The organism is Ignavibacteriales bacterium (assembly GCA_026390775.1).
In the GTDB taxonomy this organism is placed as follows: Bacteria; Bacteroidota; Ignavibacteria; order Ignavibacteriales; family Melioribacteraceae; genus Fen-1258.
In genome coordinates, this window is the sequence record JAPLFF010000007.1 from 1,238,110 (window position 1) to 1,252,764 (window position 14,655).

Consider the following 14,655-nt stretch of genomic DNA (forward strand, 5'->3'; position numbering starts at 1 on the left):
GAAGACGCCATGCAAACAAAAAGCTGGAAGGTGAAAGAAGCGTCGGATGATAAATCCGCTCTTGCTCTTTCAGATAGTCTAAATGTCTCAAGTATAATTGCTCATCTGCTGCTGCTGCGCGGCATAACAAATTTCTTCGAAGCAAAAACTTTTTTCCGTCCTTCGCTTGAATCTCTTCGCGATCCTTTTTTAATGAATGGAATGCAGGAAGCCACGCAACGCGTTATTAAAGCTCTAACTACAAACGAAAAAATTTGTGTTTACGGAGATTACGATGTTGACGGAACATGCTCTGCTGCATTGATGTATTTATTCCTAAAAGAACTCGGCGCGAAGGTTGAAACATATATTCCTAACCGCATCACCGAAGGATATGGCGTTTCAATTACCAGCATAGATATTTTAAAAGAGCGCGGAATAAATCTTCTTATCACTGTTGATTGCGGAATAACCGCCGTTGAAGAAATTGCCCACGCAAAAAAACTCGGCATAGAAACAATCGTTTGCGATCATCATAAGCCGAAAGATATTTTACCGGATGCATACGCCGTACTCGACCCTATCAAACCCGGGTGCACATATCCTTTCAAACATTTATCTGGTGCAGGCGTTGCATTTAAACTCGCAGTTGCTGTGGGCGAAAGAATCGGCAAGAAAGACTTGGCGTTAAAATATCTTGATCTTGTTGCTCTTGCCGGTGCCGCAGATATTGTTCCGTTGATAGATGAAAACAGAATTCTTGTTAAAGAAGGGATTGATCTAATAAACACAAATCCGCGACCGGGAATATTGGCATTGATAAAAGGTGCTAGAATGGAACCGGGAAATTTGAGCGCGGGACAAATTGTTTTCACTATTGCACCACGTATTAATGCTGTAGGAAGATTGGGCGATGCGATCCGTGCAGTAGATCTTTTTACAACCGATAGTCCTAAAAAAGCTTTGGAGCTTGCACAAGTTCTGGAAGATGAAAATATTGAACGACGCAAAATTGATGAAATGACTTTCTCTCATGCAATGCAGCTTGTTGATTCCGAGATAGATTTTGATGCTAACCTGGGAATTGTTTTGCATTATGAAGATTGGCACCCGGGTGTAATCGGAATTGTTGCTTCACGCCTTGTTGAAAAATTTCATCGCCCGGCAGTTATGTTAACAACAATTGACGGCGTTGCAAAAGGTTCTGCGAGAAGCGTTCCGGGATTTAATATTTATGAAGCACTTCAGAATTGCGATGATCTGTTGTTACAATTCGGAGGGCATGAAGCAGCAGCCGGTCTTGCCGTTGAATTAGAAAAGCTTGATGAGTTCAAACTAAGATTTAATGCAGTGTTAAGACAAAGCATGACTTCAGAAAATATTATTCACGAAATTAATATTGATGCTAAACTTTCTTTTTCCGAAATATCTCCTAAATTTCTTAGAGTCTTGGATCAGTTTGCACCTTTTGGACCAGGTAATATGCGTCCGGTATTTTTAAGCGAAAATGTTAGTCTGGTTTATCAGCCAAGAATAGTCGGATCGAATCATATAGTAACAAGTTTGAAACAGAACGGGAACGACAAAGTTTTCGATGCAATTGGATTCAACCTTGGTGCGTTCGCTACTCATATTGATAAAGAAAAGAATTTGGTTGATATTGTATATACGATAGAATCAGTTCAAAAGGACGGAAAAACTTATCCGCAAATTCGTCTGAAAGATATTCATGTTAAAGAAATTAATTTTGCAGAAAAATAGTAACTAATAATAGACGGATAATTTTATGTCAGGCCATTCTAAATGGGCAACAATTAAAAGAAAGAAAGGCGCTCTAGATGCAAAACGAGGAAAAATATTTACAAGATTAATTAGAGAAATTACTATTGCAGCAAGACAGGGCGGAGGAGATCCGGACGGAAACCCCAGATTACGTCTTGCAATTGATAATGCAAAAGCCGCCAACATGCCCGCAGATAATATTGAACGTGCAATAAAAAAAGCCACCGGTGAACTTGAAGGTTCACAAATCTCTGAATTAATCTATGAAGGATATGGACCCGGCGGTGTAGCTATTATTGTGGAAGTTGCAACAGATAATAAAAATAGAACCGTTGCGGAGATTCGTCACATCTTTAGTAGAGGAAACGGTAATCTGGGCGAGACCGGATCTGTTGCGTGGATGTTTGAGAGAAAGGGAATTATAACAATCAAGCGCGATAGCAAATCAGAAGATGAAATGATGGAAATAATTCTTGATGCCGGAGCAGACGATCTTAGTACGGAGGAAGATTTTTTTGAAGTAACAACTGCTCTCGAAAAATTTGAGCATGTTAGAAAGATTTTGATTGATAAAAAGTTAACCATAGAAAATGCCGCGCTGCATTGGACCGCAAAGAATTTAACTCCAGTTAAAGGAGACGATGCTGAAAAGTTAATGAAATTGATCGAGGCAATTGAAGAAAGCGATGATCTTCAAAATGTTTTTACAAATGCTGATTTTATAGAATGACCTTAGGTCATTCCGAACAAACGAGCGGCTGCGAGTTTGATGAGGAATCTCCATAAAGAAGAGCTTGAGATCCCTCGCTTCGCTCAGGATAACTAAATGAGAATACTCGGCGTTGACCCAGGTACAATTTTCACTGGCTATGGTATTATAGATTTTGAGAGTAACGAACTGAAATATGTCTCAGCGGGAATTATAAAAATTCCAACCACTAAAGAAATGTCTCCCCGTCTTAAAATAATTTATAATGAATTGGATAAATTAATTAAACAATTCCGCCCGGATGAGTTTGCACTTGAAACAGCATTCTATGGTAAGAATGTTCAATCGGCATTAAAGATTGGTTATGCCCGCTGTGTTTCAATGCTGGCGGCGGTTCATAATGGCATTCCGATGAAAGAATATTCCCCGCGTGAAATTAAAAAATCAGTTGTGGGAAACGGAGCTTCATCAAAAGAACAAGTGCAGTATATGATAAAAAAACTTCTTGCAATCCGTAAAATAAAAATGAAATTTGATGAAAGCGACGCGCTTGCAGTTGCTATCTGTCATGCGTTCAAAGTAAATTCATTCGCAAAGGGAAGCAAAAACTGGAAAGAGTTTATTATAGAAAATCCGGATAGAGTTATTGGAGAATAAAATTTCTTCTTGCTGTTAAGATAAACTTGACCGAAGTTGCACTGGAAAAATTCCTCTAAATTAATACTAACTAAATATCGAGGAAAACATGAAGCCATCAAAGTTATTACTCTTATTATTAGCAATTCTTACTACTAATTTTTCTCTTTTCGCACAAAACGATTCGGTGAGTTACAAAAGTCAGTTGCAGTTTCATTTGATTAATGGGTATTCTCTATCTTATCTAAATTTATTTTGTCCTTCATCTGGAATAAGATTTAAAATTGATCTTCGTTTTAATGGTACTTCCGAGGACAGGGATAATATTCAAAATTCTTTTGATAACAATCCAAATAATCCTATTAGCGAAGAACAAAAGTTTAAGGACAATCAAGCAAATAGTTCTCAAAATTATAACCTAGCTGTTAATTACATGTGGATATCTAATATTGCGAAGGAAATAAATTTGTACTTAGGTATTGGCCCTTTGATTAGTTATTCTAGAAATCATGCCGTAGATAACGATGAAACAATTCCTTCAACCCAGAACAGTTATGTTAAATCATTTTATGAAGCAACGTCGTCTTCCTTTGGTTTAGGTATACAGGGAGTTATTGGTGTGGAATGTAATATAACAGAGAAAATTTCCATGCTTGCAGAATTTAATTTAAATGGCACTTATAGTTGGGACTATTGGAAATATAATTCTGAAAATCAATCTACTAGTCTTAGTAGAACAGAAAATACTGAAGACGGCAGTTCTTGGAATTATGGATTGGACAATATAAAGATAGGAATTGCGTATCGTTTCTAATCTTGCCTTTAACAACCGCAAACTTTAGTTTTCACTAAACAATTTTCTAATTAGGGTTTGCGGTTTTTCTTTCATCAATACTAACTACTAATTATTATATGATCGGTTACTTACGCGGTAAAATAATTTCAAAGAAACCAACAAAACTTTTAATTGATGTGAACGGTGTTGGCTATCTTGTTAACATTTCAATCAGCACATTTGAAAAAATTGCAGACAAGGTAGAAGTTTCTCTCTACACTTATTTAAGTGTACGGGAATCAGCGATGGATCTGTATGGGTTCTATTCTCTTGCAGAAAAAGAAATGTTTGAATTGCTGATAAGCGTTAGCGGAATAGGACCTAAATCAGCACAAAGTATTTTATCCGGAATTCAAATTGAAGATTTGAAAGATGCATTAAGAGCAGGAAATATTTCCAGACTAATTTCTATTCCTGGTATAGGAAGAAAAACCGCAGAAAGATTAATGGTTGAATTGAGAGATAAAGCAGATTCGGTTTCAGACAGCAGCGAAGATTCTAAAGCGGGGACCTCAACGATTCGCTACGACGCTATAACTGCATTGGTTAATCTTGGCTATAATCAGAAAGTTGCTGAAAGAGCAGTAAGAGCAATTACAGATCGTAATCCGAATATCTCAATTGAAGATTTAATAAAAGAAACTTTGGTGGGCTTAAATAATTAAAAGAAGCCCGATTTTTTTAAGAAATCGGACTTCTGAAGTTGGACTAATCATTAATCATAAATTTTTCATCATCTTTCAATTCTTTTCCATAATGTTTCTTATAAATTTCAAGATATTTTTTGTGCAACTCCGGCGAAGCTTTCTTTCCATTTATTTTCATTTCGTCTTTTGAAAGAATAAAATCATCAAGATCATCTCCCTCATTAAGTAAATTATCTTTAACGAGTTCATCTTTAGCATCATTAATAAACTCTTTCAAGATCTTCATTTTTTCCTTTAGCTTTCCCATGTTTGCATTAAGCTCTTTTATGCTTTTCTTAAAAGCTTCGCTATTAGGACCGCTCTTTTTCATTTCCTCGTTGAATTTTTCCGAATCAAATTTGAAGTCTTTCATGTTTTTTTTCAACTCTTTCATGGATTCCTTAAATACTTCGTTATCAAATTTGAAATTCTTCATGTTTTCTTTCAATTCCTTCATAGATTCCTTAAATGCTTCATTATCAAATTTTAAGCTATCCAATCCTTCAAAATGCATTGGAGGAATTGTTATAGACGGAATATCAATTCTTGGAATATGAATCGGTGGAATTTTAAATGAATGCATCGCGAAATTCTCGCGAAGATTTTTTTGAACATCCTTCATAATATCTTTCCATTCGGTTGTATCAAATGCTATCGGGGGCATGGGCGGAATGTCAAAATCGAAATCATAATTATAACCATAACTACCTTTGAATTTTTTCATCTTTTCCTTGAACTGTTTCATTTCCTCTTTGTGTTTATTCATATTACCGCGGAACTCTTCCATAGCTGAATCATACTCGTTAAGGCGTTCCGTTATTTTATTTTCATATTTATTCAGATCTTTTTCCGGCACTTTCTCGCCATCTATAAATAATTCCTCGAGCTTACCGTTGTTTAGTTTTGCTTTGAATTTTTTCTCCTCACCGTTAACATCATCATAAAATTTTAAAGTACGGGTCCCTTTTTTTAATGATGTTGTATCAGGAATATAGTTGATATTACCAACCGGACTCTTGAAAGAGGCATTATCACTTAATGATGTAACCGGATTTATAAAAGAAGCAGTTGTTAATCCGCGTGGATTCTCTTTTGCCGAGGAGGAAGAATAAATTGATACTACTGTCATTAATAAAAGCAAAACAGCGAATGCGGTGAACTTAACGCCATACGATGTATTTTTGTTTTTTGTTGTCATTCTATTTATTCTCCTAAATAATTGATTTTTCTTCCCTATTGCAGCAAGCGCTAATTCATTTTCTTCAGAACAAATCTGCTGCAAATTGTATAGAGCTTTGAAGTAAACCAAAGAACCGCCGCATAATTTCAAAGTAAGATCATCGCAGCAATTTTCTCTTTCGCTGTTGATTGTTGATGTAATCCACCATACAACCGGATGGTAAAAGAAAATTGTCTCGATCAAAGTCTGAATAAAATTAAGTATAAAGTCATAGCGTTTTATATGAGCAAGCTCATGAATGATTATTGCTTCAACTTGCTCTTGCGGTAAACCGGTTAACATTCCTAACGGAAGTAAAATCACCGGCTTCAAATATCCCATTGCGACAGGCGCTTTTACCTTTGATGATTCATAAATCCCAACTAATTGTTTTATACCGATATTGTTTGAAAGTTCTCTTAATCTATATACCCAAAAATCATCTAAAGGTTTTATCCCGACCGTTCTTAATCTTTGTACATAAAGTACTCCGCCGATAAAACGCATTGAAAAAAGAAGAAATCCCAATAGTCAGAGAGTAACAATTACAGAAACATTTTGTGAAAAATAATATTCTATCACTTTTACAAAACTTAGGTTTGTGCCGGATGCACCTGTAGAAGTAACCTCAGTAGATACTTGAGATGAAATTGCACCGCCGGAGATAATCCCAAAATCCGAAGAAACAGTTTTACCGGATGGATCATAAACTTGAGTAAAAGTTGCAAGCGAAAAGAGGAAGATCAAAACCAAAGCAGCGAAAGAAAAATTATAACGAAGCTGCGCACTCTTCTTTCCGGTTATTAAAAAAACGCCGCTAAGTAAAACAGCAATCATTGCTCCTTGCCATAATGAGTGAAAGATTGTCCAGCCGATTGCCTTTATTATTTCTTCGGGTATGAAGTTATAAATAAAGTTCATCTCTGATCCTTTTCAATTTGGTTTAACAACTCTTTTATTTTTTTCAATTCTGCTTTTGACGGTTGAGAATTTCCAAGAGCTTGCATAACAAGATTTGCCGCCGAACCGCTGAATGCAGTCTCGAGAAGTTTATCAAGTAAAACTTTTTGAATATCGGCTTGATCTATCACAGCTTTATAAACATGACTTCTTTCGTTCTCATCTCGTTCAACAAGATTCTTTTCAAACATTATCTGAAGCATTTTCAAAGTTGTTGTGTAGCCGGTTTCTTTTTTTTCATTTAACTTTTCATTAACCGCTTTAACTGTTGAAGCTCCGTTCCGCCATAAGATCTGCAAAATTTCAAGTTCGGAATCAGTTGGTTTTGGTATTTGCCACTTTGCCATTATTAAACCTTTTTTGTTTTCTAACCCTTGAGACGATCGAATCATACGAAAAGTTTCGTAGATAGGGGAAAAAAACAATTATTGAGAAATAATAGGAATTAGAAAGAAAAATTTGGTTTTTTGTTCAACTTGGACAGATGTCAAAAGTGCATTTCGGTGAGGGAGAATACAAAAAGTATAAAATCATTGAGAATTTAATTGAAGGATGAATTTTGTGATTTTTATTATTCCTTCAACCCTAAACACTCCATCAACCTGTTGTGCGCTTCTTTGGGAAGGTTAACGTTATATTTTTTGTAGAACTCAATTGTGGTTTCAACAGATTTGAAGTAATGGTTACAATTCTCACATTCGTCAAGATGTTTTTTTATCATAAGACAATTCGGGGAATCAAGCTGTTCGCCAAGATTATCGCAAATGTGCATCATTACATCTTTACAGTTTGGTTTGTTCTTATTCATAATTAAACATTCCGTTTAATTCATTCCTTAAAAAAGATCTTGCTCGGTGTAGTCTTGATTTAACAGCCGGTACGGAAAGTTCTACCATCTTTGCAGTTTCTTCTGTTGAAAAACCCTCAACATCTCTCAGCATAAAAACAATTCTGTAATCTGCCGGAAGTTTTTCAATTGCTTTATCAAGATGTTCCTTTAGTTCATTGTTTTCTGTTACCTTATCCGGAGTTACTTTCCAATCAGCGATATTTTTCTCATCAATGTCAGCATCCTCATCTTCAAATGATGCATAAGCGTATTTGCTTTCTGACCGCGCAAGCATTAAACAATGATTGCTTACAACTCTGTAAAGCCAAGTGGATAATTTCGACTGTCCGCTGAACTGATTTAAATTTTTCACCATGCTTAAAAAAGTTTCTTGCATAGTGTGCTCGGCTTTATCTTTATTTCTGCAAATCTTAAAAGAGAAATTATATACAGTCTGTTCGTAAATTTTTACAAGCTCTGCTAAAGATTTTCTGTCTCCCCGCTGTGCTTGCTCTATTAGTTTTAATTCATTCATTTATTTGATGTCTTTATTCCGGTAAGGATTCTGGTTATTCATCACGTTGGAGTAAATTAATGTCTAAGCTTCTCCAAAGATAAACGCTAACAATGGAACAATACGGATTCCAATTATTCTTTTTTGAAATTGATTTAATCTTCTTTTCATCCGGTAGTTTTTTCAAATTGTAATTTAACATTACCGCTTTACGAATACCAAGATCGGAATAGGGAAGCACATTTAACCGCCCCAACGTGAAAATCAAAAACATGTGTGAGGTCCAAACACCAATTCCTTTTACTTTTGTTAATTCCAAAATTATTTCTTCGTCTGATTTTTTAGAGAATCCTTTAAGATTAATTTCACACGATAGTATTTTTTCAGAAAGGTCTTTTACATATTTTACTTTGGCATTAGATAATCCGACCGCTCGCAATGAAGCATCTTCTGCTTTAAGGATTTGTTCAGGCAAAGGGTTGTTGTTGAATAAATTCATAAATCGAAAAGCTATCTTGTCAGCGGCATACATTGATAATTGCTGACCTATAATAGCATCTAGCAATGCATTGAAGTATTTCTTGTGAGGCATTAAATTGATAATACCGATGTTTTTTATTATTGTTGAAAGAGTATTATCATGTTTGGAAAGGTGTTTTATAGCTCGTTTAATTTCTGCATTTTGCATTAAAAATTACCTCAATATTTGTCGGTGATATGGAAAATCAATTATTAATAACTTTAAGCCGGAACAAATTACTTAAAAATGCAGACATTTCTAAGATTGACCTAAGAAATGTTAGAGGTCAATTAATTACAATTGGCGAAGGTGAAATTCTCTACCGCGAAGGTGATATTGCAGAGATAATTTATTTAGTTATAAGCGGTGAGATAAATGTTCTTAAGAAACGTCTGTTAGGAAAAACCAAGTCATACTTATTTTCGGAAAATGATTTCTTCGGCCATGAAGAATTTTTTGAAGAAACATCGCGCACTTCAACAGCGGTTGCCCTTAGAGATTCTTACATAATTTCATTAACACGCGAAGAAGTTGATCTGTTAATACAGCAAGACGACGAAATTTTAATAAACCTTAGAGAACCGGTTGCCGAAATTGATGAAGAAGAAATATCGGCTAGGACTGGAAACATTCAAACCAGGCAAGTTCAGGAAATAGAAGAACCAACGTGGGCACCGCCGCTTAAAGATAATTTTATCCCTATCAAAGAATCAAAACATTTTGAAGAACAATCAGCCGAAGAAATTTCTCATTTAAGCATAGATCATCTTAACACCCCCAGTGATGAAAATATAAACTCAATAGTAAAAGATGAAATACCGGAAGAAGATTCCGCGCCGAAGACTCTATTCTTTGATGAAAGCTCATCTTTGAACGAAGACGGAATTCCAAAAGCTGAATTTGAATTACCCGATCTTCCATTGAAACCCGAAGAAACAAAAAAATCCGACGATGGTTTGAACGATGCATTATTCCGCATTCTTAGCGGCACTCATGAAACTTTCTATGAACCTGAGAAGAAAAAAGATCAACCACAGATCGAAGAAACCGATGAAGCATTTCTATCATCTCTAGGAGTTAATGAAGAACCTGAAACAAAAAAGAAAACTTTTGATGAAGAAATTATTCCATCAAAAGATTTATCCGCTCATAAAAGAGAATCAGCAGAAAAAGTGAATTTTACTAATGGCAATTTAGATTTTTTTCCAGAAGTAATTGATAAAGAAACAATGAAAGATACTTCCGAAGCTGAAAAAATTACTGAAACAAGCTCAGAACCCGTTCATCAAAAAACTAAACAATTAGTAAACAAAAATTCAGAAGTTCAAATTGAACAAGTTATGAATACCGATGAACTTCAAATGATTATCAAAGCAGCAGAGTTGGTTAACTCAAATATCCGTGTGGATGAAGTATTAAAAAACATAATTGATGTTGCAACAGATCTAACAGGAGCGGACCGCGGAACACTTTATTTGGTTGATAAAGAAAAGAATGAACTCTGGTCTTTGATTACGATGGGCGATGAGATGCGCGAGATCCGCCTAAAGATAGGAGATGGACTTGCCGGATTTGTTGCTAAGAGCGGAGAGACAGTTAATATAAAAGATGTTCAAAAAGACTTTCGGTTTAGAGGTGACATAGATCGTGCAAGCGGTTACACAACAAGAAACATGATTTGCTTTCCAATTAAGAATAATAAAAGCCAGATCATTGGAGTTCTTCAATTGCTCAACAGTTCTAAAGGCGAATTCAATAAACGCGACGAAGAATTTTTAGCGGCGCTTTCAATTCATTCCGCAATTGCTCTTCAGAATGCAGAACTTGTTGAAAAATTATTACAGACAGAAAGAGTTCAATCACTTGGTAAAATGGCAAACTTTTTAATTCAAGATATTAAAAAACCTATTCTTGTTAGTAAAAGATATGCAGAACATTTACGCAGTAAACAACTACCGGCAGATACAACGCAAATAATTGATATGCTGCTTGAACAACTTGGACAAGTTGCCGACTTAGTTCAATCAACTTCCAGTTATTCGGAAGGTAAGACTATTCTACGTACAATTAACGTAAGCTTGAATAATACTCTTGCAGATTATGCCTCGCGAGTTGAACAAAATGTTGAAAGCCGGAACTGCAAAATTGTAACCGAGACCGACAAAGATGTTACAGTTAAACTTGATCAGAAAGAATTTTTTCAATGTTATACTCACATTGTTAAAAATGCATGTGATGCCATGCCGGATGGCGGTATTGTTCATGTCTCTACTAAACGCGAAGATAAAAAAGCGAAAATATATTTTAAGGATTCAGGACGCGGTATTCCCGAAGGATTCAAAGAAAAAATATTTGAACCGTTTATGACGCATGGGAAAAAAGAAGGAACCGGGCTAGGACTTTCGATCACAAGAAAAGTAGTTGAAGCACATAACGGAACTATTGATGTTGAAAGTTCAATAGGGAACGGCGCTACATTTATTATAACTTTACCAATAGCATCTGCAATCTAATCTGTCATTGTGATGAATGGAACGGTCAAGAATTTGGAATGACAAATATCAATGAATTACAATCTGATAACTATTCTTGGTCCCACAGCAGTTGGTAAAACTCACCTTGCCGCACAATTAGCAAATCGTTTTAATGGAGAAATTATTTCCGCCGATTCTAGACAAGTTTATATAGGGATGGATATTGGTACCGGAAAAGATATTAGTGATTATAATATTGATGGAATAATTATCCCGCATCATTTGATTGATGTGATAGAGCCGAAAGAAGAATTCAATCTTTTCCTTTTTAATAAATTTTTTTATGAATCATTTAGCGATGTAACCTCCCGCGGAAAGATTCCTTTTCTTGTCGGAGGCACCGGATTGTACTTACATTCTATCTTAAACGGATACGAATTAAACAAAATTGATTTTGATGAAGCGCGTTATAAAGAATTTGATGAATATGAAATAGCAGATTTAAGAGAAAGATTGAAAAAGGTTAATCCGTCATTGCACAACACAACAGACCTTCTTGTTAAAGAAAGGCTAATACGGGCAATTATGATTGCCGAAAAAGAGAATGATAAAGAGTTGTTAAATAAATCTAACATTAATTCTTTTACGATCGGGATTCGGCTTGATAGGGAAGAAATCAAGAAAAGAATAACTGTGCGTCTTAAACATCGTTTGCAGAATGGAATGATCGAAGAAGTTAAAAAATTAATTGATGATGGAATTTCTTTTGAACGGCTTGACTTATTCGGACTTGAATATAAATTCATCGGAAAATATTTGAGCGGTGAATTGAATTATAATGATATGCATCAAAAATTGAATAGCGCGATCCACAGTTTTGCTAAGCGGCAAATGACATGGTTTAGAAAAATGGAGCGCGAGGGAACAATTATTCATTGGATTGAAGGACCTAGTTACGGAGAAGCAGAGCAGATCATTTCTCAATATTTTTCGTAAACAAATAACATGAGCAATTCAATCACAACCCATCAACAACCAATTACCGTTTCTAAATATTTGGATAAATATGGATTGAAGAACTGGTCACTCGAATTACCAGCCGAGAAGAAATTTAATAACATAATTGTCATTCCGGCAATTCAAGAAAGTGAAAACATTAAACGGTTATTGGCTTCATTATTAGACAACGATAAAAAATATTTAGAAATGAATCTGTTTGTTTTTGTTATTAATAATCTGAAATATTCCAACGAAGAAGTAAAAATAGATAACCGGAAGAGCATAGAACATATAAGAAAAATTAGTTTAAAAAAAAATAATCCCGGAATAAATATTGGCCTGGTAAATGCATCAAGCAGCGGATTAGAGCTGCCCGAAAAAGACGGCGGTGTTGGTTTGGCAAGAAAAATAGGAATGGACCTTGCACTCACACAATTTAATTATTCGAATTCCGGTAAAAATATTTTGATCTGTCTTGATGCAGACTGCACAGTTTCAAATAATTATCTTGAATCAATCATTCAAACATTCAAGCAACCGAACATCCACGCTGCCTATGTTCAGTATGAGCACATGCTTCCGGAAAACGAGAGCGAACAACTTGCTATAATCTGCTACGAAATTTTTCTCCGCTATTATGTTCTAGGTTTACAATATGCGAATTCACCATTTGCTTTTCCAACGATCGGTTCGACAATGATCTGCGATTATGAAAGTTATATAAAGGTTGGTGGAATGAATAAAAAGAAAGCTGCAGAAGATTTTTATTTTATGGAAAAACTAGCTAAGATCACAAAGATCAAAAAGATTAGTACTGCAAAAGTTTATCCATCAAGCCGCGGTTCATGGCGCGTACCGTTTGGAACCGGACAAAGAGTAAATAGATTTTTTGCTGGCACTCATAAAGAATATCTTTTATATGATCCAAAGTCGTTCGATGTTTTGAAGTCATGGTTGAAAATTTACAACTCAAAAGAAATTTTTGATGCTGAACATTATTTGAAATCTACTGCAGCAATTCATAAGTCGCTTTATGATTTTCTTGTACAAAATTCTTTCGAAGATAGTTGGAATAAGATTCTAAAGAATTCCAAATCCGATGAACAAAAACAAAAACAGAAACAAATTTGGTTCGATGGATTCCGCACATTGAAATTAATTCACTATCTCAGAGACAACGGATTTCCATTGGTAAATATGTTTGAAGCACTGGATGAGTTATTGAGAATTGAGAATAGCGAATTGAGAATTATGAGAAAAAAAATAATTTCGCCAGTTGAAGAACAAATCGAATACCTTTCTCTGTTAAGAAAACTTGCTTAAAGCTTTTCGGCTTATTCCCCAAAGTCATCTTAGAATCTCACTCTAAACTTGATTATATTTTGCCCGCATTTTTTCCCGACAAAGTTGGGATTAATAAGAGGAAAAATGGAAATCTACGAAAAACTTAAATCTATAAAAGAGAAGTATGATAAGATTAATGAGGATTTATCCGATCCGCGCAATCTATCCGATCAATCTAAACTTATTTCACTCAGCAGAGAGAGAAGCAGTCTTATAGATCTCGTTGAAACTTTCAACGAATACGACAGCCTGGTTAAAAATATAAATGGTAATCAAGAAATTATTGAGAGCAATGATGATAAAGAGCTTACGGAAATGGCACAGGGTGAACTTAGTGATCTAAGAATGAAACGCGATGCGATGGAAGAGAGAATAAAATTTCTTCTTGTGCCGAAGGACCCCGACGATGATAAAGATGTAATTATGGAAATACGCGCCGGGACAGGCGGAGATGAAGCCGGATTGTTTGCCGCCGATCTGTATAGAATGTATTCCCGTTACGCCGAAGTCCGCGGATGGAAAAAAGAGATCATTGATTCGAGCGATACAGGCATCGGCGGAATTAAAGAAATAATTTTTAGTTTAACCGGTTCAAGTGTTTTTGCAGACTTGAAGTTTGAGAGCGGTGTTCACCGTGTCCAGCGTGTTCCGGCAACCGAAGCAAACGGAAGAGTCCATACATCTGCCGCTTCTGTGGTTGTACTTCCCGAAGTTGAAGATGTTGAAGTGAATGTTGATCCTAATGATATTAGAATTGATGTTTTTAGAAGTGGCGGTGCCGGTGGACAGAACGTTAATAAAGTTGAAACCGCAATTCGCATAACACATATTCCAACCGGACTTGTTGTTCAATGCCAGGATGAGCGTTCGCAATTGAAGAACCGCCAGAAAGCAATGAAAGTTTTGAAAGCAAGATTATACGATAAGAAATTATCAGAACAGAATAGCGAAATTGCTGCTGCACGCAAGTTGATTGTAAAGCGCGGAGACAGAAGCGATAAAATTAGAACTTACAACTTTCCGCAAAATAGAGTTACCGATCACAGAATTGGACTAACTCTCTACAACCTTTCGGAAATTATTGAAGGCGATCTGCATGAACTTGTAGAAAAATTAAAACTTGCAGATCGTGCTGAGAAACTTCAAGCAAGTTAAAATTTCTTTAACAG

15 protein-coding genes are annotated in these 14,655 nt (G+C 35.5%); 9 read left to right on the forward strand and 6 right to left on the reverse strand.

Features of this window, described 5'->3' with window-relative positions:
- Positions 1 to 9 precede the first annotated feature (9 nt).
- The 5 genes from recJ to ruvA all read left to right on the forward strand — a co-directional run bounded on the left by recJ (position 10) and on the right by ruvA (position 4,606).
- Positions 10 to 1,740 (forward strand): single-stranded-DNA-specific exonuclease RecJ, encoded by a 1,731-nt coding sequence (recJ, locus tag NTZ27_10675; protein MCX6175206.1) that lies wholly within the window; start codon positions 10 to 12, stop codon positions 1,738 to 1,740.
- A 25-nt stretch (positions 1,741 to 1,765) separates the two neighbouring features.
- Complete coding sequence (locus tag NTZ27_10680) at positions 1,766 to 2,491, forward strand: YebC/PmpR family DNA-binding transcriptional regulator (protein MCX6175207.1); 726 nt, start codon at positions 1,766 to 1,768, stop codon at positions 2,489 to 2,491.
- 96 nt (positions 2,492 to 2,587) lie between these two features.
- Complete coding sequence (ruvC, locus tag NTZ27_10685) at positions 2,588 to 3,127, forward strand: crossover junction endodeoxyribonuclease RuvC (GenBank protein ID MCX6175208.1); 540 nt, start codon at positions 2,588 to 2,590, stop codon at positions 3,125 to 3,127.
- Positions 3,128 to 3,215: 88 nt separating this feature from the next.
- A complete protein-coding gene (locus tag NTZ27_10690; GenBank protein ID MCX6175209.1) occupies positions 3,216 to 3,920 on the forward strand; it encodes an outer membrane beta-barrel protein in 705 nt (234 codons plus the stop codon).
- A gap of 98 nt (positions 3,921 to 4,018) precedes the next feature.
- Positions 4,019 to 4,606, forward strand: a complete 588-nt coding sequence (ruvA, locus tag NTZ27_10695; protein MCX6175210.1) for a Holliday junction branch migration protein RuvA — start codon at positions 4,019 to 4,021, stop codon at positions 4,604 to 4,606.
- A 43-nt stretch (positions 4,607 to 4,649) separates the two neighbouring features.
- Here the strand turns inward: ruvA and NTZ27_10700 are convergent, their stop codons facing one another.
- The 6 genes from NTZ27_10700 to NTZ27_10725 all read right to left on the reverse strand — a co-directional run bounded on the left by NTZ27_10700 (position 4,650) and on the right by NTZ27_10725 (position 8,837).
- The gene (locus NTZ27_10700) at positions 4,650 to 6,353 is read right to left on the reverse strand and encodes a M56 family metallopeptidase (protein ID MCX6175211.1); all 1,704 of its coding nucleotides are present in this window, start codon (positions 6,351 to 6,353) and stop codon (positions 4,650 to 4,652) included.
- 24 nt (positions 6,354 to 6,377) lie between these two features.
- Positions 6,378 to 6,767: a hypothetical protein gene (locus tag NTZ27_10705; GenBank protein MCX6175212.1), complete on the reverse strand. Its 390-nt coding sequence runs from the start codon at positions 6,765 to 6,767 to the stop codon at positions 6,378 to 6,380.
- On the reverse strand, positions 6,764 to 7,153 hold the full coding sequence (locus tag NTZ27_10710) for a BlaI/MecI/CopY family transcriptional regulator (GenBank protein MCX6175213.1): 390 nt from the start codon (positions 7,151 to 7,153) through the stop codon (positions 6,764 to 6,766). The genes NTZ27_10705 and NTZ27_10710 overlap by 4 nt, the downstream gene beginning before the upstream one ends.
- Before the next feature lie 224 nt (positions 7,154 to 7,377).
- Entirely contained in the window at positions 7,378 to 7,614 is a 237-nt protein-coding gene (locus NTZ27_10715) for a hypothetical protein (GenBank protein MCX6175214.1), read from the reverse strand.
- Complete coding sequence (locus NTZ27_10720) at positions 7,607 to 8,170, reverse strand: sigma-70 family RNA polymerase sigma factor (GenBank protein ID MCX6175215.1); 564 nt, start codon at positions 8,168 to 8,170, stop codon at positions 7,607 to 7,609. Before NTZ27_10720 ends, NTZ27_10715 begins: the two co-directional genes overlap by 8 nt.
- A gap of 34 nt (positions 8,171 to 8,204) precedes the next feature.
- On the reverse strand, positions 8,205 to 8,837 hold the full coding sequence (locus tag NTZ27_10725; GenBank protein ID MCX6175216.1) for a hypothetical protein: 633 nt from the start codon (positions 8,835 to 8,837) through the stop codon (positions 8,205 to 8,207).
- Between the two features lie 29 nt (positions 8,838 to 8,866).
- On the opposite strand from NTZ27_10725, the gene NTZ27_10730 reads away from it, so the two are divergent.
- The 4 genes from NTZ27_10730 (at position 8,867) to prfA (ending at position 14,641) form a co-directional block, all read left to right on the forward strand.
- Entirely contained in the window at positions 8,867 to 11,182 is a 2,316-nt protein-coding gene (locus tag NTZ27_10730; GenBank protein MCX6175217.1) for an ATP-binding protein, read from the forward strand.
- Positions 11,183 to 11,233: 51 nt separating this feature from the next.
- Complete coding sequence (gene miaA / locus NTZ27_10735; protein MCX6175218.1) at positions 11,234 to 12,139, forward strand: tRNA (adenosine(37)-N6)-dimethylallyltransferase MiaA; 906 nt, start codon at positions 11,234 to 11,236, stop codon at positions 12,137 to 12,139.
- Positions 12,140 to 12,148: 9 nt separating this feature from the next.
- Positions 12,149 to 13,465, forward strand: a complete 1,317-nt coding sequence (locus tag NTZ27_10740; protein ID MCX6175219.1) for a glycosyltransferase — start codon at positions 12,149 to 12,151, stop codon at positions 13,463 to 13,465.
- Positions 13,466 to 13,570: 105 nt separating this feature from the next.
- Entirely contained in the window at positions 13,571 to 14,641 is a 1,071-nt protein-coding gene (prfA, locus tag NTZ27_10745) for a peptide chain release factor 1 (GenBank protein ID MCX6175220.1), read from the forward strand.
- The last annotated feature ends 14 nt before the right edge of the window (positions 14,642 to 14,655 follow it).